25 protein-coding genes are annotated in these 25181 nt (G+C 53.1%); 12 read left to right on the top strand and 13 right to left on the bottom strand.

From position 1 onward, the window contains the following. The first annotated feature begins 3 nt into the window (after nt 1-3). Nucleotides 4-648 (top strand): pyroglutamyl-peptidase I, encoded by a 645-nt coding sequence (gene pcp, locus HV311_RS17290; RefSeq protein ID WP_046274712.1) that lies wholly within the window; start codon nt 4-6, stop codon nt 646-648. 14 nt (nt 649-662) lie between these two features. After that, the gene (gene nei / locus HV311_RS17285) at nt 663-1454 is read left to right on the top strand and encodes an endonuclease VIII (RefSeq protein ID WP_047497737.1); all 792 of its coding nucleotides are present in this window, start codon (nt 663-665) and stop codon (nt 1452-1454) included. Here nei and HV311_RS17280 read toward each other — a convergent pair. The 3 genes from HV311_RS17280 to HV311_RS28290 all read right to left on the bottom strand — a co-directional run bounded on the left by HV311_RS17280 (nt 1451) and on the right by HV311_RS28290 (nt 4214). Beyond that, the gene (locus HV311_RS17280; RefSeq protein ID WP_191220235.1) at nt 1451-2497 is read right to left on the bottom strand and encodes an AbrB family transcriptional regulator; all 1047 of its coding nucleotides are present in this window, start codon (nt 2495-2497) and stop codon (nt 1451-1453) included. The genes nei and HV311_RS17280 overlap by 4 nt on opposite strands. A gap of 173 nt (nt 2498-2670) precedes the next feature. Further along, nucleotides 2671-3954, bottom strand: coding sequence for a citrate synthase (locus HV311_RS17275; protein ID WP_016152281.1), 1284 nt, complete (start codon nt 3952-3954; stop codon nt 2671-2673). Between the two features lie 206 nt (nt 3955-4160). Beyond that, the gene (locus tag HV311_RS28290; protein ID WP_418135082.1) at nt 4161-4214 is read right to left on the bottom strand and encodes a hypothetical protein; all 54 of its coding nucleotides are present in this window, start codon (nt 4212-4214) and stop codon (nt 4161-4163) included. Between the two features lie 437 nt (nt 4215-4651). Here HV311_RS28290 and sdhC point away from each other — a divergent pair, with 437 nt between their 5' ends. From sdhC to sucD, 8 genes are all read left to right on the top strand, one after another. Then, on the top strand, nt 4652-5056 hold the full coding sequence (sdhC, locus tag HV311_RS17270; protein WP_016152282.1) for a succinate dehydrogenase cytochrome b556 subunit: 405 nt from the start codon (nt 4652-4654) through the stop codon (nt 5054-5056). Further along, on the top strand, nt 5050-5397 hold the full coding sequence (sdhD, locus tag HV311_RS17265) for a succinate dehydrogenase membrane anchor subunit (RefSeq protein ID WP_005122550.1): 348 nt from the start codon (nt 5050-5052) through the stop codon (nt 5395-5397). The genes sdhC and sdhD overlap by 7 nt, the downstream gene beginning before the upstream one ends. Further along, entirely contained in the window at nt 5397-7163 is a 1767-nt protein-coding gene (sdhA, locus tag HV311_RS17260; RefSeq protein WP_003022919.1) for a succinate dehydrogenase flavoprotein subunit, read from the top strand. Before sdhD ends, sdhA begins: the two co-directional genes overlap by 1 nt. 15 nt (nt 7164-7178) lie before the next feature. Further along, the gene (sdhB, locus tag HV311_RS17255; protein ID WP_003022921.1) at nt 7179-7895 is read left to right on the top strand and encodes a succinate dehydrogenase iron-sulfur subunit SdhB; all 717 of its coding nucleotides are present in this window, start codon (nt 7179-7181) and stop codon (nt 7893-7895) included. Nucleotides 7896-8131: 236 nt separating this feature from the next. Continuing rightward, complete coding sequence (gene sucA, locus HV311_RS17250; protein WP_016152283.1) at nt 8132-10933, top strand: 2-oxoglutarate dehydrogenase E1 component; 2802 nt, start codon at nt 8132-8134, stop codon at nt 10931-10933. Between the two features lie 14 nt (nt 10934-10947). Further along, entirely contained in the window at nt 10948-12171 is a 1224-nt protein-coding gene (odhB, locus tag HV311_RS17245; protein ID WP_191220234.1) for a 2-oxoglutarate dehydrogenase complex dihydrolipoyllysine-residue succinyltransferase, read from the top strand. 90 nt (nt 12172-12261) lie between these two features. After that, nucleotides 12262-13428 carry an ADP-forming succinate--CoA ligase subunit beta gene (sucC, locus tag HV311_RS17240; protein WP_003022927.1) on the top strand — a complete coding sequence of 389 codons (1167 nt, stop codon included), beginning with the start codon at nt 12262-12264 and terminating at the stop codon, nt 13426-13428. Next, nucleotides 13428-14297 (top strand): succinate--CoA ligase subunit alpha, encoded by an 870-nt coding sequence (gene sucD, locus HV311_RS17235; RefSeq protein WP_003022929.1) that lies wholly within the window; start codon nt 13428-13430, stop codon nt 14295-14297. Before sucC ends, sucD begins: the two co-directional genes overlap by 1 nt. A 95-nt stretch (nt 14298-14392) precedes the next feature. Here the strand turns inward: sucD and HV311_RS17230 are convergent, their stop codons facing one another. The 8 genes from HV311_RS17230 to otnK are packed head-to-tail and all read right to left on the bottom strand — an operon-like array spanning nt 14393 to nt 21147. After that, on the bottom strand, nt 14393-15046 hold the full coding sequence (locus HV311_RS17230) for an aspartate/glutamate racemase family protein (RefSeq protein WP_046274716.1): 654 nt from the start codon (nt 15044-15046) through the stop codon (nt 14393-14395). Further along, nucleotides 15043-15462 carry a GlcG/HbpS family heme-binding protein gene (locus HV311_RS17225; protein WP_016152289.1) on the bottom strand — a complete coding sequence of 140 codons (420 nt, stop codon included), beginning with the start codon at nt 15460-15462 and terminating at the stop codon, nt 15043-15045. The genes HV311_RS17230 and HV311_RS17225 overlap by 4 nt, the downstream gene beginning before the upstream one ends. Before the next feature lie 5 nt (nt 15463-15467). Continuing rightward, nucleotides 15468-16814, bottom strand: coding sequence for a bile acid:sodium symporter family protein (locus HV311_RS17220; RefSeq protein WP_016156006.1), 1347 nt, complete (start codon nt 16812-16814; stop codon nt 15468-15470). A gap of 21 nt (nt 16815-16835) precedes the next feature. Then, nucleotides 16836-17648, bottom strand: coding sequence for a 3-keto-5-aminohexanoate cleavage protein (locus HV311_RS17215; protein WP_049269273.1), 813 nt, complete (start codon nt 17646-17648; stop codon nt 16836-16838). 28 nt (nt 17649-17676) lie between these two features. Next, nucleotides 17677-18453: a hydroxypyruvate isomerase family protein gene (locus HV311_RS17210; protein WP_191220233.1), complete on the bottom strand. Its 777-nt coding sequence runs from the start codon at nt 18451-18453 to the stop codon at nt 17677-17679. Continuing rightward, the gene (locus HV311_RS17205; RefSeq protein WP_016156008.1) at nt 18434-19240 is read right to left on the bottom strand and encodes a DeoR/GlpR family DNA-binding transcription regulator; all 807 of its coding nucleotides are present in this window, start codon (nt 19238-19240) and stop codon (nt 18434-18436) included. The genes HV311_RS17210 and HV311_RS17205 overlap by 20 nt, the downstream gene beginning before the upstream one ends. Nucleotides 19241-19249: 9 nt before the next feature. After that, nucleotides 19250-19894, bottom strand: a complete 645-nt coding sequence (gene otnC, locus HV311_RS17200) for a 3-oxo-tetronate 4-phosphate decarboxylase (protein ID WP_016152294.1) — start codon at nt 19892-19894, stop codon at nt 19250-19252. Beyond that, nucleotides 19891-21147 (bottom strand): 3-oxo-tetronate kinase, encoded by a 1257-nt coding sequence (gene otnK, locus HV311_RS17195; RefSeq protein WP_191220232.1) that lies wholly within the window; start codon nt 21145-21147, stop codon nt 19891-19893. Before otnK ends, otnC begins: the two co-directional genes overlap by 4 nt. Nucleotides 21148-21518: 371 nt before the next feature. Here otnK and HV311_RS17190 point away from each other — a divergent pair, with 371 nt between their 5' ends. After that, nucleotides 21519-22412, top strand: coding sequence for a PocR ligand-binding domain-containing protein (locus HV311_RS17190; RefSeq protein WP_191220231.1), 894 nt, complete (start codon nt 21519-21521; stop codon nt 22410-22412). On the opposite strand, the gene cobA is transcribed toward HV311_RS17190, so the two are convergent. Beyond that, entirely contained in the window at nt 22391-23179 is a 789-nt protein-coding gene (cobA, locus tag HV311_RS17185; RefSeq protein WP_019076302.1) for a uroporphyrinogen-III C-methyltransferase, read from the bottom strand. The two genes, HV311_RS17190 and cobA, sit on opposite strands and share 22 nt — an antisense overlap. A 405-nt stretch (nt 23180-23584) precedes the next feature. On the opposite strand from cobA, the gene HV311_RS17180 reads away from it, so the two are divergent. Continuing rightward, entirely contained in the window at nt 23585-24487 is a 903-nt protein-coding gene (locus tag HV311_RS17180) for a LysR substrate-binding domain-containing protein (RefSeq protein WP_016152298.1), read from the top strand. Nucleotides 24488-24569: 82 nt separating this feature from the next. Here HV311_RS17180 and cobO read toward each other — a convergent pair whose 3' ends face one another. Next, entirely contained in the window at nt 24570-25172 is a 603-nt protein-coding gene (gene cobO / locus HV311_RS17175; protein WP_016156012.1) for a cob(I)yrinic acid a,c-diamide adenosyltransferase, read from the bottom strand. Nucleotides 25173-25181: the final 9 nt, after the last annotated feature.

The raw sequence follows: 25181 nt of genomic DNA, 5'->3' as shown, positions 1-25181 counted from the left end.
AGGATGAAAACAGTACTCATCACGGGATTTGAACCCTTTGGCGGCGAGTCAGTTAACCCTTCCTGGGAAGTGGTCTCGGGCCTCGACAATGCTATCATCGGCGGATGCCGCGTCGTTGCCCGCCAACTGCCGTGCGTCTTTGGCGAGTCTCTTGCCGTACTCAATGGTGCGATTGACGCGCTGTCGCCATCACTGGTGCTGGCGGTGGGGCAGGCGGGTGGGCGCACGGATATCACCGTGGAGCGCGTGGCGATCAACGTTGACGATGCGCGTATTGCGGATAATCAGGGTCAACAGCCGGTAGATGTGCCGATTGTGGCCGATGGTCCGGCGGCGTGGTTTAGTTCGTTGCCGATCAAAGCGATGGTTGTTGCCATGCGCAACGCGGGAATTCCGGCTTCGGTTTCCCAAACTGCGGGCACTTTCGTTTGTAACCACGTGATGTATGGCCTACTGCATAAACTACGTGACGTTCCGGCGGTGAAGGGAGGATTTATTCATATCCCTTATTTGCCGCAACAGGCTGCACAGCACCCCGGGGCGCCAAGTATGGCAGCGGACACGGTGCGCCGGGCGCTGGAAGTTGCGATTGCCACCGCGTTGCAGGTGGAGAGTGATATCGCAGTGACGGGCGGTGCAACACATTAAGAAAGGACAGTATTATGCCTGAAGGCCCGGAGATCCGCCGCGCGGCGGATAACCTGGAGGCGGCAGTTAAAGGCAAACCCCTGACCGATGTCTGGTTTGCCTTTGAGCAGCTAAAACCGTATCAATCTCAACTGATTGGGCAGAGTGTTACCCAGCTTGAAACGCGGGGTAAAGCATTGCTGACCCATTTTTCTAATGGATTGACGCTGTACAGCCACAATCAGCTCTATGGCGTGTGGCGAGTGGTGGATACCGGAAAAATACCGCAGACTTCGCGGGTACTGCGTGTCAGGTTGCAAACACACGACAAAACTATTCTGCTCTATAGCGCCTCTGATATCGACATGCTGACGCCGGAACAGCTCGCTACCCACCCGTTCCTGCAACGGGTTGGGCCGGACGTCCTGGATTTACGTTTAACGCCCGATGACGTGAAAGCGCGTCTGTTATCCCCGCGTTTTCGCAATCGCCAGTTTTCTGGCCTGCTGTTGGACCAGGCGTTTCTGGCGGGATTAGGTAACTACCTGCGGGTAGAGATTCTCTGGCAGGTAGGGCTGACCGGGCAGCATAAAGCGTCGATGCTCGGAGATGAGCAGTTGGATGCGCTGGCGCATGCGCTGCTTGATATTCCTCGTTTGTCCTATAACACCCGCGGGCTGGTGGATGAGAATAAACATCACGGCGCGCTGTTTCGCTTTAAGGTCTTTCACCGGGATGGTGAAGCCTGTGAGCGCTGTGGCGGAATCATCGAAAAAACGACACTCTCTTCACGACCCTTTTACTGGTGTCCAGGATGTCAGCACTAAGCGGGATGCTTTGGCGCGTGTACTGAAATAAACCGCGCCACCGCCGGGCCAGTCAATAAAATACTGAATAGCCGCAGGGTTTGCATCGCCATGATCAGCGCCATATCGGCGTGACTCCCCGCGGCAATCACCGCAACAGAATCCACGCCGCCTGGACTGGTCGCCAGATAGGCGGTAAGAAAATCTATCTGCATGTAATGCGCCAGTCCCCAGGCCATAGCGGCGCAGATCGCCATCAGGGAAAAAATGGACAAGAGGATTTGCGGTAAGGGGCGCAACGCCATTAAAAAGATCTGCTTGTCAAAGCCCAGGCCGATTTGCCAGCCGATGGCCATATAGGCAATCGCCAGCAACCATTCCGGCAGTTCGATCACCATCACGCCACCAGCATTCAGCAATGCGCCTGCCAGCATCGGTAGCAACATGACGCCAGAGGGGATACGCAATACACGCCCGGCCGTACCGGCAACGGCGGCCAGCGCCAGGGTACTGAACAGATTGCTGCTCAGCGGCGGAAACCAGAGAATTTGCTCACTGACCGTTTGGGCCTGGTCGCCCATCATCACTCGGGTGACCAGTGCTGCCGCGCCAACCACCAACAGTACGCGCAGATACTGCATAAACGCCACCAGCCGGATGTCGGCACCATATTCCTGCGCCATCGCCACCATTGCCGCCGCACCGCCAGGTGACGAGCCCCATGCACCGGTGTTTCCCGGTAGGTTACTGTAGCGAACCAGCAGCCAGCCGATTACCGCGCTGCTGATAAGGGTCGCCAGCAGGATGATAATCACCATCGGCCAGTGGGCCGTAAGGGTCGTTAAGATTGAGCCCGTCAGGTTTTGGGCAATCATGCAGCCGAGAATCGCCTGCGCGCCAAGAAATGTGCAGCGGGGAGGGTGCAGTGAGATGCCGCGCATACTGAATATGATGCCGACGATCATCGAACCGAGTAGCAGCGGTCCTGGAAGGTGTATAAACAAAAAGAACAGGGAAAGAAGGAGCGATAGCAGAAACAACAGGCTCCACTGCAAAACAGGCATCCCATGCTCCTGAGTGAAATGACGGAAATCTCAGTAAATCATAGAGAAAGCATGATGAGAATAAAATAATATGCATCAAAAAAACAGGTCGGATTCTGGCTTCAATGCCTTGTCCGACCCGGGAGAATTAATGGCTGTAAGCCGGACAGGCGCTGGCGCCATCCGGCAGACAATTAACGCTTAATATCAGACTTAAAATCGCGCTTATCGTAGCCGGTGTACAGCTGACGCGGACGAGCGATTTTCATGCCGTCGGTGTGCATTTCGTTCCAGTGTGCAATCCAGCCCACGGTACGCGCCATGGCGAAGATAACGGTGAACATGGAGGACGGAATACCCATCGCCTTCAGGATGATGCCGGAGTAGAAATCTACGTTCGGGTAGAGTTTCTTCTCGATGAAGTACGGGTCGTTGAGCGCAATGTGTTCAAGTTCCATCGCCACTTCCAGCAGATCATCTTTGGTGCCCAGTTCTTTCAGTACTTCATGGCAGGTTTCACGCATGACGGTGGCGCGCGGGTCATAGTTTTTATAAACACGGTGACCAAAGCCCATCAGGCGGAAGGAATCATTCTTGTCTTTCGCGCGGCGAACAAATTCCGGAATGTGTTTAACAGAGCTGATTTCTTCCAGCATTTTCAGCGCAGCTTCGTTTGCGCCGCCGTGTGCCGGTCCCCACAGGGAAGCAATACCGGCCGCGATGCAGGCAAACGGGTTAGCGCCAGAAGAACCGGCGGTACGAACGGTAGAGGTTGAGGCGTTCTGTTCGTGGTCAGCGTGCAGGATCAAGATACGGTCCATTGCGCGTTCCAGAATCGGATTCACTTCGTATTTTTCGCACGGCGTGGAGAACATCATGTTCAGGAAGTTACCGGCGTAGGAGAGGTCATTACGCGGGTACACGAACGGCTGTCCGATGGAATATTTGTAGCACATCGCTGCCATGGTCGGCATCTTGGACAGCAGACGGAAGGCGGCGATTTCACGGTGACGCGGATTATTCACATCCAGCGAGTCGTGGTAGAAAGCAGCCAGCGCCCCGGTAACACCACACATAACGGCCATCGGGTGAGAGTCGCGGCGGAAACCGTGGAACAGGCGGGTGATCTGTTCGTGGATCATGGTATGGCGAGTGACTGTGGTTTTGAACTCGTCGTACTCCTCCTGCGTCGGTTTTTCGCCGTACAGCAGGATATAACACACTTCCAGATAGTTCGACTCGGTCGCCAACTGATCAATCGGGAAGCCGCGATGCAGCAAAATACCTTCGTCACCGTCGATGAAAGTAATTTTGGATTCGCAGGATGCGGTAGAGGTGAAACCTGGGTCAAAAGTAAACATCCCTTTTGAGCCAAGACTACGAATATCAATAACATCTTGACCGAGCGTACCTTTCAGCACATCCAGTTCAATAGCAGAGTCACCATTTAGAGTGATTTTTGCTTTAGTATCAGCCATTTACGGTCTCCTTAGCGCCTTATTGCTTAAGACTGCTGGAACTCACATTTGCCTTCGTACATCAATGAACCGTTACCAGTTTGTTATTTGGCTCGCCGCTCTGCGAAAGAGGGGATAACCTGGGTACAGAGCTATGGGCGCTTGCAGGTAAAACGGTCTTTTCATGGCGAATAAACTGCAAATCAAGAACTTAGCAATCCGAATTATTAAACCTGTCTATCACTAATAACTGTCCTGACTGTATTGGTCAATACTTCCACACTGTTACATAACTAAATGTCCGGTGAAAGAGTGACCCCATAACTTTTACGCATTATATGCTTTTTCTGGTGTCGTTTGTAACAACTTTGTTTAATGATTGTCAAATTAGATGGTTAAAAATTAAAATAATGTTGTTATCGTGACCTATGTCACTGTTCGGGATAAAACCCGACAAACTATATGTAGGTTAATTGTAATGATTTTGTGAACGTCCTATACTGCCGCCAGGTCTCCGGAATACCCTGCAATCCCGAGCCAACCAGCGTTGTAACGTGTCGTTTTAGCATCTGGAAGCAGTGTTTTATATGACGCGTAGTTATAGTAAGGACGCTGTCTGACCCGCACGCAGACCGGAGGAAGGAAATCCCGTCGTCTTTCAGGCTACAGGTGTCTTCATCTTCTGTACCCGAAGTCCAAAGGGAATAATAAGAACAGCATGTGGGCGTTATTCATGATAAGAAATGTGAAAAAACAAAGACCTGTCAATCTGGATCTACAAACGATCCGGTTCCCAATCACGGCGATAGCGTCCATTCTCCATCGCGTATCCGGAGTGATCACCTTCGTGGCGGTCGGGATTCTGTTGTGGTTATTGGGTACCAGCCTTTCCTCCCCTGAAGGTTTCCTCGCGGCGTCATCCATTATGAATAACTTCTTTGTGGAGTTAATTCTGTGGGGGATCCTGATTGCGCTGGCATATCACGCCGTAATGGGCATTCGCCATCTGTTGATGGATTTTGGCTATATCGAAGAAACCCTCGAAGCAGGGACACGTTCCGCCAAAATTTGTTTCGTTATCATTGTCGTGCTTTCACTTCTCGCAGGAGTCCTCGTATGGTAAGCAACGCCTCCGCATTAGGACGCAACGGCGTACATGACTTCATTCTGGTCCGTGCTACCGCTATCGTTCTGACGTTATACATCATCTATATGGTCGGCTTCTTCGCCACCAGCGGCGAACTGACGTTTGAAGTCTGGACCGGTTTCTTCTCATCGGCATTCACCAAAGTCTTCACCCTGCTGGCTCTTTTCTCCATCTTGATTCATGCCTGGATCGGCATGTGGCAGGTGTTGACCGACTACGTTAAACCGCTGGCCGTGCGCCTGATTCTGCAACTGGCTATCGTCGTTGCGCTGGTGGTTTACGTCATTTATGGATTTGTTGTGGTGTGGGGTGTGTAATGAAACTGCCAGTCAGAGAATTTGATGCTGTTGTGATTGGTGCCGGCGGCGCAGGTATGCGCGCGGCGCTGCAAATTTCCCAGAGCGGTCAGACCTGTGCGCTGCTCTCCAAAGTGTTCCCAACCCGTTCCCATACCGTATCTGCGCAAGGTGGCATCACCGTTGCGCTCGGTAATACCCATGAAGATAACTGGGAATGGCACATGTACGACACCGTCAAAGGGTCGGACTACATTGGTGACCAGGACGCTATTGAATATATGTGTAAAACCGGTCCGGAAGCGATTCTGGAGCTGGACCACATGGGGCTGCCGTTCTCTCGCCTCGATAATGGCACAATTTATCAACGTCCGTTTGGCGGCCAGTCGAAGAATTTCGGCGGCGAGCAGGCGGCACGTACAGCGGCAGCGGCAGACCGTACCGGCCATGCGCTGTTGCACACGCTGTATCAGCAGAACCTGAAAAACCATACCACTATCTTCTCCGAGTGGTACGCGCTGGATCTGGTCAAAAATGCCGATGGCGCGATTGTTGGTTGTACCGCGCTGTGTATCGAAACCGGTGAAGTAGTTTACTTCAAAGCTCGCGCAACCGTGCTGGCGACCGGCGGTGCTGGCCGTATTTATCAGTCCACCACCAACGCCCATATCAACACCGGTGACGGCGTCGGTATGGCTATCCGCGCTGGCGTGCCGGTGCAGGATATGGAGATGTGGCAGTTCCACCCAACCGGTATCGCTGGTGCGGGTGTTCTGGTAACAGAAGGCTGTCGTGGTGAAGGTGGCTACCTGCTGAACAAACACGGTGAGCGCTTCATGGAGCGTTATGCCCCGAATGCGAAAGACCTGGCGGGTCGTGACGTGGTGGCGCGTTCCATCATGATCGAAATCCGCGAAGGTCGCGGCTGCGACGGTCCGTGGGGGCCGCACGCCAAACTGAAACTCGACCACCTGGGTAAAGAAGTGCTGGAGTCCCGTCTGCCGGGTATTCTCGAACTGTCCCGTACCTTTGCTCACGTTGACCCGGTGAAAGAGCCGATCCCGGTTATTCCAACCTGCCACTATATGATGGGCGGTATTCCGACCAAAGTCACCGGCCAGGCGCTGACCGTGAATGAGCAGGGCGAAGATGTGGTGATCCCAGGGCTGTTTGCCGTCGGTGAAATCGCCTGCGTATCGGTTCACGGTGCTAACCGTTTGGGTGGCAACTCACTGCTTGACCTGGTGGTATTTGGTCGTGCCGTGGGCCTGCATCTGCAGGAATCTATCGCAGAGCAGGGTGACCTGCTGGATGCAACCGAAGATGAAATCGACGCTTCTCTGGCGCGTCTGAATCGCTGGAACGGTAACCGTAACGGTGAAGACCCGGTGGCAATTCGTAAAGCGCTGCAGGAATGTATGCAGCATAACTTCTCGGTATTCCGCGAAGGCGATGCGATGGCGAAGGGTCTGGAAGAACTGAAAGCGATTCGCGAACGCCTGAAAAATGCTCGTCTGGACGATACCTCCAGCGAGTTCAACACCCAGCGCGTTGAGTGTCTGGAGCTGGATAACCTGATGGAGACCGCGTACGCCACTGCAGTATCTGCAAACTTCCGTACCGAAAGCCGTGGCGCGCATAGCCGCTTCGACTTCCCGGAACGTGATGACGAAAACTGGCTGTGTCATTCCCTGTACCTGCCAGAGTCGGAATCCATGACGCGACGTCAAGTCAATATGGAACCGAAGCTGCGCCCGGCATTCCCGCCGAAGATTCGTACTTATTAATGCGGAGACAGGACAATGAAACTCGAGTTTTCAGTTTATCGCTATAACCCGGATGTTGACGACGCTCCGCGCATGCAGGATTACACCCTGGAGGCGGAAGAAGGGCGCGACATGATGCTGCTGGATGCGTTGATGCAGCTGAAAGAAAAAGATCCGTCGCTGTCGTTTCGTCGCTCATGCCGTGAAGGGGTCTGCGGCTCCGACGGTCTGAACATGAACGGCAAAAATGGACTGGCCTGTATCACACCTATTTCTGCGCTGAATCAGCCGGGCAAGAAAATTGTCATTCGCCCGCTGCCAGGTTTACCGGTTGTGCGCGATTTGGTGGTAGACATGGGACAATTCTACGCACAGTATGAGAAGATTAAGCCTTACTTGTTGAATAATGGGAAAAATCCTCCGGCTCGTGAGCATTTACAAATGCCAGAGCAGCGTGAGAAGCTCGATGGGCTGTATGAATGTATTTTGTGTGCATGCTGCTCAACGTCCTGCCCATCATTCTGGTGGAACCCGGACAAGTTTATTGGCCCGGCAGGCCTGTTAGCCGCGTATCGCTTCTTAATTGATAGCCGCGATACCGAGACCGACAGCCGTCTGGAAGGTTTAAGTGACGCTTTCAGCGTATTCCGCTGTCATAGCATCATGAACTGCGTCAGCGTATGTCCTAAAGGGCTGAACCCGACGCGCGCCATCGGTCATATTAAGTCGATGCTGCTCAAACGTAGTGCATAAGTAGTTAGTAGTTGCCGGGGAAGAGATTCCCCGGCCGTGCAGGGAAACCTCTAAAAACTGCCACATTGATAGCAATAATCGCAGCCTGAACGACGACGATTATTAGACAGTTTTTAAAGGTTCCTTAGCGGACGCAGATGACACGACAGTCCGCAACAAGTGAACCCCGGCACGCACATCGGTGTGCGTGGTAGTATCCACGGCGAAATAAGCATACAAATGCTTAAGGGATCACGATGCAGAACAGCGCTTTGAAAGCCTGGTTGGACTCTTCTTACCTCTCTGGTTCTAACCAGAGCTGGATAGAACAGCTCTATGAAGACTTCTTAACCGACCCTGACTCGGTAGATGCTAACTGGCGTTCGACGTTCCAGCAGTTACCTGGTACCGGAGTCAAACCGGATCAACTCCACTCAAAAACACGTGATTATTTCCGTCGACAGGCGTTGATTACCCCACGTTACTCTTCTTCTATTTCCGACCCTGATGCCAATGTGAAGCAGGTTAAAGTCCTGCAGCTCATTAACGCCTATCGTTTCCGCGGTCATCAGCATGCGAATCTCGATCCGCTGGGACTGTGGCAGCAAGAAAATGTGGCCGATCTGGATCCCTCCTTCCACGATCTGACCGATGCGGATTTCCAGGAAAGCTTTAACGTGGGTTCTTTTGCCGGTGGCAAAGACACGATGAAGCTGAGCGACCTGGTTGTCGCGCTGAAACAAACCTACTGCGGCCCGATTGGCGCCGAGTATATGCACATCACCAGCACCGAAGAAAAACGCTGGCTTCAGCAGCGTATCGAGTCTGGTCGTACTGCGTTCAGTAGTGAAGAGAAGAAACGCTTCCTCAGCGAACTGACCGCAGCGGAAGGTCTGGAACGCTACCTGGGCGCGAAGTTCCCGGGCGCGAAACGCTTCTCACTGGAAGGCGGTGATGCGTTAATCCCAATGCTCAAAGAGATGATCCGCCACGCCGGTAACAGCGGTACCCGTGAAGTGGTACTGGGTATGGCGCACCGTGGTCGTCTGAACGTCCTGGTTAACGTGCTGGGTAAAAAGCCGCAGGATCTATTCGACGAATTTGCGGGCAAACATAAAGAACACCTCGGCACCGGTGACGTGAAGTACCACATGGGCTTCTCATCGGATATCGAAACCGAAGGCGGTCTGGTGCATCTGGCGCTGGCGTTTAACCCGTCGCACCTGGAAATCGTTAGCCCGGTGGTTATCGGTTCCGTACGTGCACGCTTGGATCGTCTGGACGAGCCGAGCAGCAATAAAGTGCTGCCAATCACTATTCATGGTGATGCGGCAGTAACCGGGCAAGGCGTGGTTCAGGAAACCCTGAATATGTCGAAAGCGCGTGGTTACGAAGTGGGCGGTACCGTTCGCATCGTTATCAACAACCAGGTGGGCTTCACCACCTCTAACCCGCTAGATGCACGTTCTACACCGTACTGCACCGACATCGGTAAGATGGTTCAGGCGCCGATTTTCCACGTGAACGCGGATGACCCGGAAGCGGTCGCTTTCGTAACGCGTCTGGCACTGGATTTCCGTAATACCTTTAAACGCGATGTCTTTATCGATCTGGTGTGCTACCGCCGTCACGGCCACAACGAAGCCGACGAGCCAAGCGCAACCCAGCCGCTGATGTATCAGAAAATCAAAAAGCATCCGACCCCGCGCAAAATCTACGCTGACAAGCTGGAAGCGGACAACGTCGCTACGCTGGAAGATGCGACCGAAATGGTCAATCTGTATCGTGACGCGCTGGACGCAGGCGAATGCGTGGTGAAAGAGTGGCGTCCAATGAATATGCACTCCTTCACCTGGTCGCCGTACCTCAACCACGAATGGGATGAAAACTACCCGAACAAAGTTGAGATGAAGCGTCTGCAGGAGCTGGCAAAACGCATCAGCACCGTGCCTGAAGCGGTGGAAATGCAGTCGCGTGTTGCCAAAATTTACGGCGACCGTCAGGCCATGGCCGCAGGCGAGAAGCTGTTCGACTGGGGTGGCGCAGAGAATCTGGCTTACGCCACGCTGGTTGATGAAGGCATTCCGGTACGTCTGTCGGGTGAAGACTCTGGCCGCGGAACCTTCTTCCACCGCCATGCGGTGATTCATAACCAGGCGAATGGTTCAACGTACACTCCGCTGCAGCATGTGCATAACGGGCAGGGCACGTTCCGCGTATGGGACTCCGTGCTGTCTGAAGAAGCGGTGCTGGCATTCGAGTACGGTTATGCCACGGCAGAACCGCGCACCCTGACTATCTGGGAAGCGCAGTTCGGTGACTTCGCCAACGGTGCGCAGGTGGTTATCGACCAGTTCATCTCTTCCGGCGAGCAGAAATGGGGCCGTATGTGCGGTCTGGTTATGCTGCTGCCACACGGCTATGAAGGTCAGGGTCCGGAGCACTCCTCCGCGCGTCTGGAACGTTATCTGCAACTTTGCGCTGAGCAAAACATGCAGGTTTGCGTCCCGTCTACCCCGGCACAGGTTTACCACATGCTGCGTCGTCAGGCGCTGCGCGGAATGCGTCGTCCGCTGGTAGTGATGTCACCGAAGTCGCTGCTGCGTCATCCGCTGGCGGTGTCCACGCTGGACGAACTGGCAAATGGCACTTTCCTGCCAGCCATTGGCGAAGTAGATGAACTTGATCCTAAAGGCGTGAAGCGTGTCGTGATGTGTTCTGGTAAGGTTTATTACGACCTGCTGGAGCAACGCCGCAAGAACGACCAAAAAGATGTCGCCATTGTGCGTATCGAACAGCTCTATCCGTTCCCGCATAAAGCGGTGCAGGAAGCGCTGAAACCGTTTGCTCATGTACATGATTTTGTCTGGTGCCAGGAAGAGCCGCTCAACCAGGGCGCATGGTACTGCAGCCAGCATCATTTCCGTGAAGTAATTCCATTTGGGTCAGCTCTGCGTTATGCAGGTCGCCCGGCCTCTGCCTCTCCGGCAGTAGGATATATGTCCGTTCACCAGAAGCAGCAACAAGATCTGGTTAATGACGCGCTGAACGTCGATTAAATAAAGGATAAATAATGAGTAGCGTAGATATTCTTGTTCCCGACCTGCCTGAATCCGTAGCGGATGCAACGGTTGCAACCTGGCACAAAAAACCGGGCGATGCAGTACGTCGTGATGAAGTACTGGTAGAAATCGAAACTGACAAAGTGGTACTGGAAGTACCGGCATCAGCGGACGGTATTCTGGATGCGGTTCTGGAAGATGAAGGGACAACCGTCACTTCTCGCCAGATCCTCGGTCGCCTGCGTGAAGGCAACAGCTCTGGCAAAGAGACCAGCGCCAAGTCTGAAGAGAAAGATTCTACTCCGGCACAACGCCAGCAGGCGTCTCTTGCTGAACAGAACAACGATGCCCTGAGCCCGGCGATCCGTCGCCTGCTGGGTGAGCATAACCTCGAAGCCAGCGCCATCAATGGCACCGGCGTCGGTGGTCGTATCACGCGTGAAGATGTTGAAAAGCATCTGGCCAAAGCACCGGCTGCGAAAGCAGAAGCCAAAGCGCCGGCCGCCGCGCCTGCACCACAGGTTCAACTGGGCGCTCGTGGCGAAAAACGTGTTCCGATGACCCGTCTACGCAAACGCGTAGCTGAGCGTCTGCTGGAAGCGAAAAACTCCACCGCCATGCTGACCACGTTCAACGAAGTCAACATGAAGCCAATCATGGATCTGCGTAAGCAGTACGGTGACGCGTTCGAGAAACGTCACGGTATCCGTCTGGGCTTTATGTCTTTCTACGTGAAAGCGGTTGTTGAAGCGCTGAAACGCTATCCGGAAGTGAACGCGTCCATCGACGGCGATGACGTGGTGTACCACAACTACTTTGATGTCAGCATGGCGGTCTCCACGCCGCGTGGCCTGGTCACGCCGGTCCTGCGTGATGTGGATCTGCTGGGTATGGCTGACATCGAGAAAAATATTAAAGAGCTGGCAGTTAAAGGTCGCGACGGCAAGCTGACGGTCGACGATCTGACGGGCGGTAACTTCACCATCACTAACGGTGGCGTGTTCGGTTCCCTGATGTCTACCCCGATCATCAACCCACCGCAGAGCGCCATCCTGGGTATGCATGCCATCAAAGATCGTCCGATGGCAGTAGACGGCAAGGTTGAAATCCTGCCGATGATGTATCTGGCGCTGTCTTATGACCACCGTTTGATCGATGGTCGTGAGTCAGTAGGCTTCCTGGTAACCATTAAAGAGTTGCTGGAAGATCCGACGCGTCTGCTGCTGGACGTGTAGTAAATAAGAGTATCACCTGCCCCGTAGGTCTGGAGGCTTATCAGGCCTACGGGTAAAAGATAACGATTACCTGAAGGATGGACAGAACACATGAACTTACATGAATATCAGGCAAAACAACTTTTTGCCCGCTATGGCTTACCGGCACCGGTGGGTTATGCCTGTACTACTCCGCGTGAAGCTGAAGAAGCTGCATCTAAAATCGGCGCAGGCCCGTGGGTAGTGAAATGTCAGGTTCACGCTGGTGGCCGTGGTAAAGCGGGCGGTGTGAAGGTTGTGAACAGCAAAGAAGACATTCGCGCTTTTGCTGAACACTGGCTGGGTAAACGTCTGGTCACTTACCAGACAGACGCCCATGGTCAACCGGTAAATCAGATTCTGGTTGAAGCAGCGACCGACATTGGTAAAGAACTTTACCTCGGCGCAGTTGTTGACCGTAGTTCCCGTCGCGTGGTCTTCATGGCCTCTACCGAAGGCGGCGTGGAAATTGAAAAAGTGGCGGAAGAAACGCCGCACCTGATCCACAAAGTAGCGCTCGATCCGCTGGCCGGTCCGATGCCTTATCAGGGGCGTGAACTGGCGTTCAAACTGGGTCTGGAAGGTAAACAGGTTCAGCAGTTCACCAAGATCTTCATGGGTCTGGCGACTATCTTCCTTGAGCGCGATCTGGCGCTGATCGAAATCAACCCGCTGGTGGTGACCAAGCAGGGTGATCTGATCTGCCTCGACGGCAAACTGGGCGCTGACGGCAACGCGCTGTTCCGCCAGGCTGACCTGCGTGAAATGCGCGATCAGTCTCAGGAAGATCCGCGTGAAGCACAGGCCGCACAGTGGGAACTGAACTACGTCGCTCTGGACGGCAACATCGGTTGTATGGTTAACGGCGCGGGCCTGGCAATGGGCACCATGGACATCGTTAAACTGCACGGCGGCGAACCGGCTAACTTCCTCGACGTTGGCGGCGGTGCGACCAAAGAGCGTGTAACCGAAGCGTTCAAAATTATCCTCTCTGACGACAATGTTAAAGCCGTACTGGTTAACATCTTCGGCGGTATCGTACGCTGCGACCTGATCGCGGACGGTATCATCGGCGCGGTAGCAGAAGTGGGCGTTAACGTTCCGGTCGTGGTACGTCTTGAAGGTAACAACGCTGAACTCGGCGCGAAAAAATTGGCTGATAGCGGCCTGAATATTATTGCAGCGAAAAGTCTGACGGATGCAGCTCAGCAGGTTGTTGCCGCAGTGGAGGGGAAATAATGTCAGTTTTAATTAATAAAGATACCAAGGTTATCTGCCAGGGCTTCACCGGTAGCCAGGGGACATTCCACTCTGAACAAGCGATTGCTTACGGTACGCAAATGGTCGGCGGTGTTACGCCGGGCAAAGGCGGCACCACGCATCTGGGTCTGCCGGTGTTCAACACCGTACGTGAAGCAGTAGAAGCGACCGGCGCAACCGCCACCGTTATCTACGTTCCGGCTCCGTTCTGCAAAGACTCCATCCTGGAAGCTATCGATGCAGGTATCAAGCTTATCATCACCATCACTGAAGGTATCCCAACGCTGGATATGCTGACCGTGAAAGTGAAGCTGGATGAAGCGGGCGTACGCATGATCGGCCCGAACTGCCCAGGTGTTATCACCCCTGGCGAATGTAAAATCGGCATCATGCCGGGCCATATTCACAAGCCTGGTAAAGTCGGTATCGTTTCTCGTTCCGGTACGCTGACCTATGAAGCGGTTAAGCAGACCACCGACTATGGTTTTGGTCAGTCTACCTGTGTGGGTATCGGCGGCGACCCGATCCCAGGCTCTAACTTCATCGATATCCTGAAGCTGTTCCAGGAAGATCCGCAGACCGAAGCGATCGTCATGATCGGTGAGATCGGCGGTAGCGCGGAAGAAGAAGCGGCGGCGTACATTAAAGATCATGTGACCAAGCCGGTTGTGGGTTACATCGCGGGTGTGACGGCGCCGAAAGGTAAACGTATGGGTCATGCTGGTGCGATCATCGCAGGTGGTAAAGGTACGGCGGATGAGAAATTCGCTGCGCTGGAAGCCGCTGGCGTGAAAACCGTTCGTAGCCTGGCCGATATCGGCGAAGCGCTGAAAACAGTGATTAAGTAAGAAAAAAAACAGCCCTGACTCTCTGCATAGTCAAGGGCTGGTCCCGTTTCGACATGGTTGGCCATCTGATGATGGCCTTTTTTTTGGCCTGTAATTCAGCTTTCAGCCAGTGTTTTCAACCAGCGAATTCCGCTTTCCGGCGAGGTCATTACCGGCACCGGCGGGGAAGGGAGCTGCTGTAAAACGCGCGCCATCGAGGCTTGCGCCAGCATCACAACATCCGCCTGGGTAAAGGCGCTCTGTAACCCTTCACTGACGATACGGTCATGAGTATCCATGTCTCCCGCCAGCAGCGCGTGGAATGCCTCCTCCATTAATATAGGCGTGATGGTTCGCGATTTACCGCTCTGCTGCACTTTGCGCTGTACGTAATCCAGCGTTGGCTTCAGCGTGGTTGCCACGGTCGCCAGTACGGCGATCCGCTCACCTTTTTCAATCGCCTCTTCCACCATTGCGCAATCAATGCGTGCGAGCTGAAGTGGGGTCATAAACTGGCATTGCTCCACCGCAGTACCAATTGAGGAACAGGCGGTAATAAAGATATCGCAGTCCGCCTTTTCGGCAATATGCACATAGTCGGCGATGCGAGCGGCAATATTGGGCGTCACGCCCTGGGCCTTCATTACCTGCTTGATCATGGATTCTTCCACCAGGTGCATGACTTCCACATCCGGCATGATGTCGGCAATCAGCTGTTGCATCATCGTAAGCGTGGCGGCACTGGTATGCAGCATGGCGACCTTTTTCATTGGGCAATCTCCTTAAGTAACGTTTCCGCGACGGCCAGCGCCGCATCATGATCTTCCTGCGCGGATAAACCGCCTACCGCGACGGCACCAAGGCATTTTCCTTGGTGCAGAATCGGGATCCCGCCCGGCAGCGCCGTAAACAGCGGGTCGGCAAAATAACCAATATCCAGTTGCTCTTTCTGCAGTCGCTGTAAAAATGCCTGCGTGGTACAGCCCAGGCGGCTACTGGTGCGTGCTTTGCGCTGGGTTAACTCGATGGTTAACAGTTTGGCGTTATCCATCCGCGCAAAGCTGAGTAGTTCGCCATTGGCATCGCATACGGCCACGCTTAACGGGCGTTTTGCGTAACATGTTTCGGCAAGGTCGAGCGCAGAGGCCACGGCGCGCAGGGCATGCCCCAGAGTGAGAGTTGTCATCGTGATTATCCTTTTGACAGATTTTCGCAAGCGGGTTGAACGGGATCTTTGGCTGCGGCGGCCTGCGCCTGTCTGGCGTCTTTCTTGCGCCAGTAGTTCGCGAGCAGCGAGCCGCTGACGTTGCCAAGCGGAGTCATCACCGCCGAGGCCAGGCCAACCGTTGCCAGTTTGCCCATCGCTGCGGCAAGCCCGGACGCCATGCCGCCGTTTTGCAGGCCGACTTCAAAGGCTACGGTGCGGGCAGACTGTACGTCCATGCGGAAGATCCAGCGGCTCATCAGATAGCCAATCAGGAAGCCGCCGAGGTTATGCATCAACATGGCGAAGCAGAGCAGGAAGCCGACCTGCACCAGGTTCTCGCGCCCGGCTGCGGCTGCGGTGGTCGTAAAGAAAATGATCCCCATCATTGAGATGGTCGGCATGATTTTCTTCACGCCCGCCACGCGGCCATACAGCCAGTTGTAGAACAATGCCCAGACGAGACCGCCTGCCACGAAGTTAAGCACCACCGCGTACATTTGCGCGTCGGCGCTGGCGTGACCAAACAGCGCGTCCCAGCCGCCAGCAATCATATACAGCAGCCAAAGAGCGCCGATCCCGGCCAGCATCTGGACGACACGGCGTCCGCGCACGCCCGCATAGGTTTTCAGATAGTCATGCAGAATTGCCGCGCCGATGGGGATCAATACGATTTTCACCACATCCATTACCATCGCGGTGAGCTGGATATCGATCATCGACCCCGCCAGCAGATTAACCCACAGTGGCGTCATCACCGTTGCCGCCAGCGTTGAGACTGCGGCGATCGAGACCGCCAGCGCCAGATTGGCGTTCGCGATATAGACCATGACGGTAGAGGAGAGTCCGCTTGGGCAGGCGCCAATCAGCAGAATCCCGACCGCCACCTCAGGCGGAAAGTTAAAGATAAGCGTAATGCTCAGGCCGAGCAGAGGCATGATAACGAAGTGGCAGAAGGTGCCAATAAACACTGCCCACGGCATTTTGGCGACGTCAATAAAATCCTGGATCGTTAGCTTAGTGCCCATGCTAAACATGGTGGCCTGAATGACGAGGAACACGATCCATTTATGGGTGATATTGAAACCGCCCCAGACGATCAGATCCGTAGACCAGGTCATGGCGGCGACAAACCCGGCGATGATCCATAGCGTAAACTGATAGCTGCGTAGACCCGGCCAGTAGCCTGCACCGGCGGCGAATCCGGCGGTGAACATCACCAGCCCGGGCTGCCAGAGCGCCGCGGACTGGATTAGCGCACCGATAATCGCTAGCGCCGCGCCCGCAACGCTGACGCCGAGTCCGGTTTTGTGAATAACAGTGGTCATAGTCATGTTGAAATGTCCTTGCTGTTGTTATTGCTGCCGGGATGGAATAGATAACATGTGCCGCGCAATTTCTGGCGTGGCGACTTTTTTATCCATGCTGCGAATGAGCGTGGCGAGTTTGGCAACCTGCTGGTAATTATGCTGTGCTTTTTCTTCAGCGCTTAAATAATAGCTATCCTCAAAGCCGATTCGTACTTCACTGGCCCCCATGCCGACGGCGGCGGCAATAATATCGAAATTCTTTCTGCCAAAATGAGTAATACCCCATAAGGCATCGCGCGGGATCATGCTACGCAGAGCAATTAAAGCGTCAATGGTTGCTGGCGTACTGCCGCGATGGCCGAGGACGATATTAAAGAGCATGGGTTTTTGGAATTTTATTTTATCTTCAAGGTTCAGGATGTTATTAATCATGCCAATTTCAAAAACTTCAAACTCGGGAATAATATTGCGCTCGACAATTTGCCGGGAGCAATATTCCACGTCCGGACCGGGATTAAAGTACACCGCATCTCCAAGGTTGACGGAACCGACGTTCAGCGAAGCCATCTCTACGCCGGGACAGGAAAGTGGCGCGCAGCGTTCGGCGATGGACATTGAAGAGACGCCGCCGGTAGATGCCTGAATAATCAGGTCTGAATGGCGCATGACGCTATCAATGGTCGCCTGAAAATCGGTGGTATCCGGCGTCAGGCGACCCTGTTTATCGCGAACGTGTAAATGCACGATGGACGCGCCATGCTCTACGCTGGCGAGTATTTCCTGCGCCAGTTCTGCGGGTATCACTCTGGGGCAATCCGCGGCAACGGGTGCCAGCGAAATAATAACAGTATCCGACATATTTTCCTCCGGTACAGAGATATTTAAATTATAGGTAAGGCTTTATCCAGTTTAATGAGTCGGGCCCTGATGTTGATGGTTGATATTCACAGCCAATCCAGCCCTGGTAATTCATTTTTCTAATAAAATCGAATAGCCATGTTTCATTTAATTCACCTGTTCCCGGTTCATGGCGATAGGGGACAGAAGCAATTTGAAAATGTTTAATTAAGGTGAAGTAGCGTTCAATATTTTTTGCCACATTGCCATGAATTTTCTGACAGTGGTAAATATCAAACTGTAAACCGATATTTTTCTTGCCAACCTCTTGAATAATAGATTCGGCCAACGGAAAGCTGTCAATAAAATAACCGGGCATATCCTGCGAATTTAACGGTTCAATCAGCACATCGATTTCCGCTTCAGCCATCATATCGCAGGCGATACGCAGCCGGTTGGTCAGGAGAGTGCGCTGAGCGTGAAGCGTCAGATCGCCGCAACGCGAACCGGCCATAACGTGAACCCGACGACAGCCCAGCGCCGTGGCGTAATCACGCGCCACGTTGAGGCTATGGTGAAATTCCTGGTCTCGACCGGGCTGCGCGGCCAGTCCCCGCTCACCTTGTGCCCAGTTACCCGCCGGTGCGTTCATCAGCACCACCGGCAGGGATGTTTCCCGCTGTGCAGCGTGCAAATGCGCCAGCGGGTGCTGCCAGAGAAATAGCCCTTCAACGCCGCGAAAACCAGCCGCCTGCGCCGCCGCAAATCGCGCCGCTATCGGTAAATCTGTAAACAACCAGTCGAGGTTAGCCGCTAACTTCAGCATGGCGCGCACCCTCCCGGTTATCAACCAGATGCAGCTTAACGCCCTGGCTGGCAATAGTTTGCTGGGCGTTTTCCGGTAACCGGTTATCAGAAATAATGTCGGTTAACTGTTCCAGCCCACAGATATGGAACATGCCGTATTTGCCAAACTTACTGCTGTCGCAGACCAGCACCCGACGCCGGGAAACGGTGAGTACCGCTTCTTTAACCGAGGCTTTCCCTTCGCTCGGCGTCGACATGCCGCGTTCGGTATCCCACGATGAGGAGCTCAGAAACGCCACGTCAATATTAATGGTGCGCAGAAAACTGGCGGCGCTTTTTCCAAGGCATGAGCGGTTACGCTGATCCACCAGACCACCGGTGTGATAGAGCGTGATGTGCGGCATATCCATCAGATAGTGGCTGATGGAAAAATCGTTGGTTACTACCGTCAGATTGAAACAGTGGCTGGCGGCGACCGCTTTCGCCACTTCAAACAACGACGTACCGGCATCCAGATACAGCGTTTGTCCGGGCTCAATGAGCATGGCGGCGAGCTGGCCCATTTTACGTTTCACGTCATGATTCAACTCGGCTTTTTCCCGCCATGGTAGCTCGGATTTCAGCAGGTTATTGAGCTTCACTCCGCCGTTAATGGCGATAACTTTGCCTTCTTCTTCCAGCAACTGGATGTCGCGACGCACGGTCATATGCGACACGCTCATCAAATCTGCCAGTTCATTAAATGAGGCGGCATTTTTTTCGTGCACGTAGCGGTAGATAAAATCACGTCGTTGCTCGGGGATCATTATGTCACCTCACGCTTGCCGGGAATGTTCAAGTTCGGCCACCGCTTCTTCTGAGAGCGGAACATAGCCAAGCGGTTTTAACGTCAGCCAGATGCGGGCGCTGTCTTCCAGTTCTTCGGCGTTAAACACCGCCTCACGCAGCGAGCGACCGCTTACTACCGGCCCGTGATTGGCCAGCAGCGCGGCCGTATGGTCTGCCGCGATTTCACTCAGTGCGCTGGCAATGCCTTCATGGCCAGGCTTGAAATAGGGCAGCAGCGGTAACTGCCCGACGCGCATCACATAGTACGGCGTTAACGGCGGCAGGCAGTTTTTCGGCGTGGTGCACGGCAGGCAGGAGAGCGCGGTCAGCCATGGAGAATGCAGGTGCACGACCGCGCCGCAGGATGGCCGATGTCGATACCACGCCAGATGCATGGGCACCTCTTTTGAGGGTTTGTCGCCGCTAAGATGAACGCCGTTGGCATCCAGCCGACTTAGCGTGGCAGGATCAAGCTCGCCCAGACAAGAGTTGGTCGGGGTCACCAGATAGCCGCCATCCGGCATTTTGACGCTAAGATTGCCGGAACCGCCGCTGCTGTAACCGCGCATAAACAGGGAACGGCCATAGTGGACGAGTAGTTCGCGCAGTTGGTGTTCACTCACCGAATTCATAATGCGTACTCCTGGGCAGTAAAAAAGAAATCGTCGTCACCAAAGTTGCCTGACTTCAGCGCCAGCGCCAGACCGGAGGAAAATACCCACGGCACGCCTGGCGCAATGGCTTTGCCGACGGACAGACGCTTCACCTGCAAGGCTTCCACAACGGTGCCGGAGGTTTCTCCGCCCGCGACGATAAAGGTGTTTACACCCGCAGTCCGTAGCTTTGAACTCAGCCGGGCAAAAGCGTGTTCGATTGCCTGGCTGGCGGCCTGTTCGCCGTGCTCCTGTTGAATACGTTTGAGTACGTCTGGCGGCTGGGTGGCGTATATCAGTGGCGCTAATGAGTCGCTGATATGCGTCATCGCCCAGGCGCTCAGTTCATCGGTGTAGCGTTCGGCATCAGACAGGCAGCGGGACACATCAAGCAAACGAGACGCTGCCGCGGCCTTATAGCGATTAACCTGACGATTGCTCATTGCCGAACAGCTACCGGAGAACACCACCGTTTTGGCTGGCAGTGGAAAAGAGTCCGGCGGCATGAATTGCTGGCCTCCGCTGCAGGCGGCCAGCGCGCCGCCGAGTCCGGAGCCCCCGGCTAACAGAGGGCTGGCATGGAGAGCTTGCGCCAGCGTGTTGAGATCTGCTTCATCCAGCGTATCGACGATAACGTGACGCGTACCTTCAGCCTGAAGTTGGGCCAGGGCGTAAGTGACCGCTTCCACACCTTGACGCAGGGTCGTGAGGTTGATGCAACCAACCGCGCCTGGCGTTTGCGCGCTCAGCTGGCGCGGCAGGCTGGCATCGTTCATTGGATTGAGCGGATGCTTTTCCATCCCGGATTCGTTAAGCAGTACACCGTGTACAAAAAGATGACCATGCACCACCGTGCGTCCGTTTTGCGGCAGAGCGGGGCAGTGGACGATCAGCGGAACCTGCAGGTCGTTCATCAATGCATCGCTGACCGGGCCAATATTGCCTGTTGGCGTGGAGTCAAACGTCGAACAATATTTAAAATAAATCTGGCGGACACCTGCATTTTGTTTCAGCCAGCGGGCACAGGACAGGGATTGGGCGACGGCCTGTTCTGCGGGTAATGAGCGGCTTTTCAGCGAGATGACGATAGCGTCAACCTCTTCATTCCAGCATTGCGCGGTATCGGGCATACCGGGCAGAAGCGCGACGCGCCACCCCTGCTGCGCCATAAAGCTTGCAATGTCCGTTGCGCCGGTAAAATCGTCGGCGATAACGCCTGTGGTGACGGCCATGGATCAACTCCGTTCAGATTGTTTGCTAATTGAACATATTATTCAGGAGGGTCTTTCACATTCACATGATGATTATCACAAATAAGCACATCATCGATTCAGATTAAAAACGGGTAATTTATTGAAAATAATGAAGTTAGGTGTTGGGTGTTGCGAAAAGAGTCTCACAAGAGAGTGTGAAGATTCGTTAATCTTTGAGAAAGCGAAGTCGCGGTGTGCTGCAGAGTATTATCGTGGTTGCTATAATTTTCTTGCCAATTGATCATAATCATCTGCACAAATGAGATTATTTTTTGCGGTGAGCATCATTCTTTCCTGAGGCTAATTTTTGCATATTAGCGGCCTTAATATTATTAATGCCGGAGGATAACGTGCCGCTGAAAATCCAGGATGACTATTTACACCGTTTTTTCTCTATCGCAGAACTCTTCTCCCGAGCCACTGGGTTAGCCACAGTCGTCGTTGATATTAACGGTATAGCGTTGTCTGAATGTCATAATTTTAATTCGTTTTGCACATCAATGCGTGCGGATGAGCGCTATCGAGCAGGTTGCCAAAAGTGCGACAAGTACTGTGCTTTTGAGGCATTAAAACAGCTTAAACCCAGAATACTCACCTGTCATGCAGGGCTAAGCCTGTTCTCGATGCCATTAATCCATGAGGGACACCTTTACGGTTTTATTATCTGCGGGCAGGTGCGGGTAAAATATCAGGAATATAAAACTATCGCTATTGATAACAAAAACTCATGGATTAATAACCCCGAAATTAAAGCTGAGTGGGGCCAGTCTGTGGTGGTGGATAATAATGTGCTGGTGGCGTCGGCAAATTTGTTAAGTTTTATTGTTGATAATTTTGAGAAAGAACAATTGATCTCTGAGAAGATTGAGGTTCCGGCAACCCGATACGCTCATCATTATTTCACTGAGCCTTCACGTCACGAGAAAAAACTTATGGCGGCGCTGCGTTATATTGACGAGAATTTGTATGGTGAATTGTCTCTGGAATCTGTCGCGGCTCATGTGTGCTTAAGCGCGAACTATTTCAGCCGGTTTTTCAAGAAACGCCAGGGTGTTAATTTTAAAACCTGGGTGAGTCAGAAAAAAATGCAAAAAGCAGGGGAGTTATTACACGATCCGCTTCATTCCATAGACAGTATTGCCAGGAAACTGCAATACGCGCAAACCAGTTACTTTTGCCGCGTTTTCCGGGCGGCGCATCAAACGTCGCCCCAGTCTTTTCGTCACGCCAGACTTTCGCAGTAAAGATTGTCTGGCAGCGTGATGGCTTCAGGTATAAAAGAGAGCCGATCGCTCAGGGTCACCACATCTCCGATTACAATCAGCGCCGGTGGAACAATATTAGCTTCCTGCGCCTTGCTCAATAATGAACCGAGCGTGCAGGTCAGGCGGCGTTGATTTTCCCGGGTCGCAGACATAATTAGCGCGGCGGGCGTGTCTGCTGATTTTCCGCCCATCAACAGCTCTTCACAGATAAACGCCAGATTGGCGATACCCATGACGATGACCAACGTGCCGTTAAGTTTCGCCAGTTGACGCCAGTCCTGCTGCTGATTGCCTTCCCGCGTGTGGCCTGTCACCACGTGAAAACCGGAGGCAAAATCGCGATGCGTCACCGGGATACCGGCATAGGTCAGGCCGCCAATCGTAGAACTAATACCCGGTACAACTTCAAAAGGGATGCCCATTTCAACCAGATCCTCCACTTCTTCAGCCCCACGGCCAAAGACATACGGATCGCCACCTTTGAGGCGCACAATGTTGTGGTGTGTTTGGGCATACTGGACCAGCAGTGCGTTGATTTCATCCTGGGGAACGCAATGGAAGCCTGGATTTTTGCCGACATTGATAAGCAGGCAGTCAGGTAATGCCCATTCCAAAATTTTAGGATTGACCAGCCGATCGTAAATAATGACGTCGGCCTGTTTAATGCACATCATTGCTTTGAGGGTCAGTAATGAAATATCACCAGGACCTGCTCCAACGAGCCAGACCTTTCCGAAAGTTTTCACAATGTGTCCTTTATCACGTCTGTCAAAAAATGGCACAAACGACATCAATAAATGATTAAAAGCAGTCGTTTGCCCGTAAGTTATAACGTGAAATTATCCAGGATTAGCGCGTGGATAATATTGATTAATCTCGCAAAGTTTTTTCTGCAATAAACAAGAAGACTTGAAAAATTATTAAGAACTTATTGGCACTATTTACTTAGGTTTAACCTTATTTAAATTGTGTTTATTGTTGTGCTTGAGTATTATTGGTTGATATTTATCCGCCATCAGTGTGAGCAAATCATGGATTGGATCAATGACATCAATGGAGAAAATAAAATATAACTCTCGGTGCTTATCTGGGTGCCTTGAATTATTTTTTATAAATTAAACTATTTTTGTACGCTGCATATGGAAGAGGTTATGAGAGGAAAAATACCCAAGACGGAGTTGCTGGTAACTTTTGAAGTGGTTGCGCGTCACGAAAGTTATACCCGGGCAGCTGAAGAGTTGGCGTTAACACAAAGTGCTGTTTTCCGCCAGGTGAATGCACTGGAGGATTTTCTTAATACCGCGCTATTTAATCATGCCAAAAAACGTATTTTTTTAAATGCGGCCGGCAAACACTATTTAAGTATCGTTAAAGAAACGTTAAATAAACTCGAGCGCGATACGACCACAATAATGACCTGGCAACCGACCGTACAGGTTATTGAGCTGGCGGTAAATCCGACGTTCAGTACGCATTGGTTGATCCCCAACCTGCGCGAGTTTAACAAACTCAATCCTGATATTATCGTGAACATCCATTCGCTGGCGAATATCGGTGATTTTCTTAATCGTGAGTATGATGCGGCAATTATGCGCGAAGATTTCTACTCACCGTGGTCAGAGGTTGAGTACCTGTTTGAAGAGGAAATTCTGCCAGTATGCAGCCGCTGTCTGCTGGCTGAACCGGAACGGAAACTGTCAGTCCACGAACTGCTGAACGAATACCCGCTGTTGCACCAGAGTACGCGAATCAAAGGCTGGCAGGAATGGTTTGCGCTGTCCAACGTCAGCAGCCCGCTGGTAAATAAAGGCCCGAGATTTGATCTGTTGTCGATGTTGATTGCGGCGGTCCGTTCTAATCTGGGGGTTGCGCTGCTTCCTCGTTTTGCCATTCAGCACGATCTGGACAATGGAGATATGGTCATTCCTTGCGATGTTCCGATGCGCACCGGGAACCGTTTCATTATGACGTGGCGTGAAGAGAAATCGGAGTCTGCGCATTTACAGACATTTCGTAACTGGTTGCTCAGTAAGTCCGTGGTGTCGGCTACCTGATGGTGGTTTGCGCTTTATCAGGCCTACAACGATTGGTAGGCCGGATAAGACGCGTTAGCATCGTTATCCGGCAATAGAACTGCTACCAGTCGATTCCAATCTGTGCCTGAATCCCGCGGTCAAACGCGTGCTTGACCGGGCGAATTTCACTGACCGTATCGGCCAGTTCCAGTAACAGCGCATGGCATCCGCGCCCGGTCACGATGACGCTTTGCTCCGCAGGGCGATTTTCGATGGCGCTGATAACCTCCTGGGTGTCCAGATAGTGGTAAGCCAGCATGTAGGTAAGCTCATCCAACACCACCAGATCGTACTGCGGATCAGCCAGCATGCGCTTACTTTCCTGCCAGACTACCGTTGCCGCCTCGATATCCGCTTGCCGATTTTGGGTTTCCCAGGTAAATCCGGTGCCCATAATATGAAATTCGACACCGAGCGGTTGCAGCGTGTTGTACTCGCCATTATCCCACTGGCCTTTAATAAACTGCGCGATGCCAACGGTTTTTCCGTGACCAACCGCGCGCGTTGCCGTACCAAAGGCTGCGGTGGATTTTCCTTTACCGTTGCCGGTGAAGACAATCAGGATCCCTTTCTTCTCCGTTGCTGCCGCCACGCGGGTATCAACCTGTTCTTTCAGTTTCTGCTGACGCTGGCGGTGTCTGTCATTATTGGCTCGCGCTTCCATGGTGACTCC

This window comes from Citrobacter sp. RHBSTW-00881 (assembly GCF_013728515.1).
Taxonomy (GTDB): domain Bacteria; phylum Pseudomonadota; class Gammaproteobacteria; order Enterobacterales; family Enterobacteriaceae; genus Citrobacter; species Citrobacter braakii.
The sequence above is the reverse complement of the archived record's forward strand: the minus strand, read 5'-3'. Positions and strand labels throughout refer to the sequence as shown.

What these genes read in the sequence shown, in the direction of transcription:
- pcp (WP_046274712.1), top strand. Translation starts at nt 4, where the DNA reads ATGAAAACAGTACTCATCACGGGATTTGAACCCTTTGGCGGCGAGTCA.
- nei (WP_047497737.1), top strand. Translation starts at nt 663, where the DNA reads ATGCCTGAAGGCCCGGAGATCCGCCGCGCGGCGGATAACCTGGAGGCG.
- HV311_RS17280 (WP_191220235.1), bottom strand. Translation starts at nt 2,497, where the DNA reads ATGCCTGTTTTGCAGTGGAGCCTGTTGTTTCTGCTATCGCTCCTTCTT.
- HV311_RS17275 (WP_016152281.1), bottom strand. Translation starts at nt 3,954, where the DNA reads ATGGCTGATACTAAAGCAAAAATCACTCTAAATGGTGACTCTGCTATT.
- sdhC (WP_016152282.1), top strand. Translation starts at nt 4,652, where the DNA reads ATGTGGGCGTTATTCATGATAAGAAATGTGAAAAAACAAAGACCTGTC.
- sdhD (WP_005122550.1), top strand. Translation starts at nt 5,050, where the DNA reads ATGGTAAGCAACGCCTCCGCATTAGGACGCAACGGCGTACATGACTTC.
- sdhA (WP_003022919.1), top strand. Translation starts at nt 5,397, where the DNA reads ATGAAACTGCCAGTCAGAGAATTTGATGCTGTTGTGATTGGTGCCGGC.
- sdhB (WP_003022921.1), top strand. Translation starts at nt 7,179, where the DNA reads ATGAAACTCGAGTTTTCAGTTTATCGCTATAACCCGGATGTTGACGAC.
- sucA (WP_016152283.1), top strand. Translation starts at nt 8,132, where the DNA reads ATGCAGAACAGCGCTTTGAAAGCCTGGTTGGACTCTTCTTACCTCTCT.
- odhB (WP_191220234.1), top strand. Translation starts at nt 10,948, where the DNA reads ATGAGTAGCGTAGATATTCTTGTTCCCGACCTGCCTGAATCCGTAGCG.
- sucC (WP_003022927.1), top strand. Translation starts at nt 12,262, where the DNA reads ATGAACTTACATGAATATCAGGCAAAACAACTTTTTGCCCGCTATGGC.
- sucD (WP_003022929.1), top strand. Translation starts at nt 13,428, where the DNA reads ATGTCAGTTTTAATTAATAAAGATACCAAGGTTATCTGCCAGGGCTTC.
- HV311_RS17230 (WP_046274716.1), bottom strand. Translation starts at nt 15,046, where the DNA reads ATGAAAAAGGTCGCCATGCTGCATACCAGTGCCGCCACGCTTACGATG.
- HV311_RS17225 (WP_016152289.1), bottom strand. Translation starts at nt 15,462, where the DNA reads ATGACAACTCTCACTCTGGGGCATGCCCTGCGCGCCGTGGCCTCTGCG.
- HV311_RS17220 (WP_016156006.1), bottom strand. Translation starts at nt 16,814, where the DNA reads ATGACTATGACCACTGTTATTCACAAAACCGGACTCGGCGTCAGCGTT.
- HV311_RS17215 (WP_049269273.1), bottom strand. Translation starts at nt 17,648, where the DNA reads ATGTCGGATACTGTTATTATTTCGCTGGCACCCGTTGCCGCGGATTGC.
- HV311_RS17210 (WP_191220233.1), bottom strand. Translation starts at nt 18,453, where the DNA reads ATGCTGAAGTTAGCGGCTAACCTCGACTGGTTGTTTACAGATTTACCG.
- HV311_RS17205 (WP_016156008.1), bottom strand. Translation starts at nt 19,240, where the DNA reads ATGATCCCCGAGCAACGACGTGATTTTATCTACCGCTACGTGCACGAA.
- otnC (WP_016152294.1), bottom strand. Translation starts at nt 19,894, where the DNA reads ATGAATTCGGTGAGTGAACACCAACTGCGCGAACTACTCGTCCACTAT.
- otnK (WP_191220232.1), bottom strand. Translation starts at nt 21,147, where the DNA reads ATGGCCGTCACCACAGGCGTTATCGCCGACGATTTTACCGGCGCAACG.
- HV311_RS17180 (WP_016152298.1), top strand. Translation starts at nt 23,585, where the DNA reads ATGAGAGGAAAAATACCCAAGACGGAGTTGCTGGTAACTTTTGAAGTG.
- cobO (WP_016156012.1), bottom strand. Translation starts at nt 25,172, where the DNA reads ATGGAAGCGCGAGCCAATAATGACAGACACCGCCAGCGTCAGCAGAAA.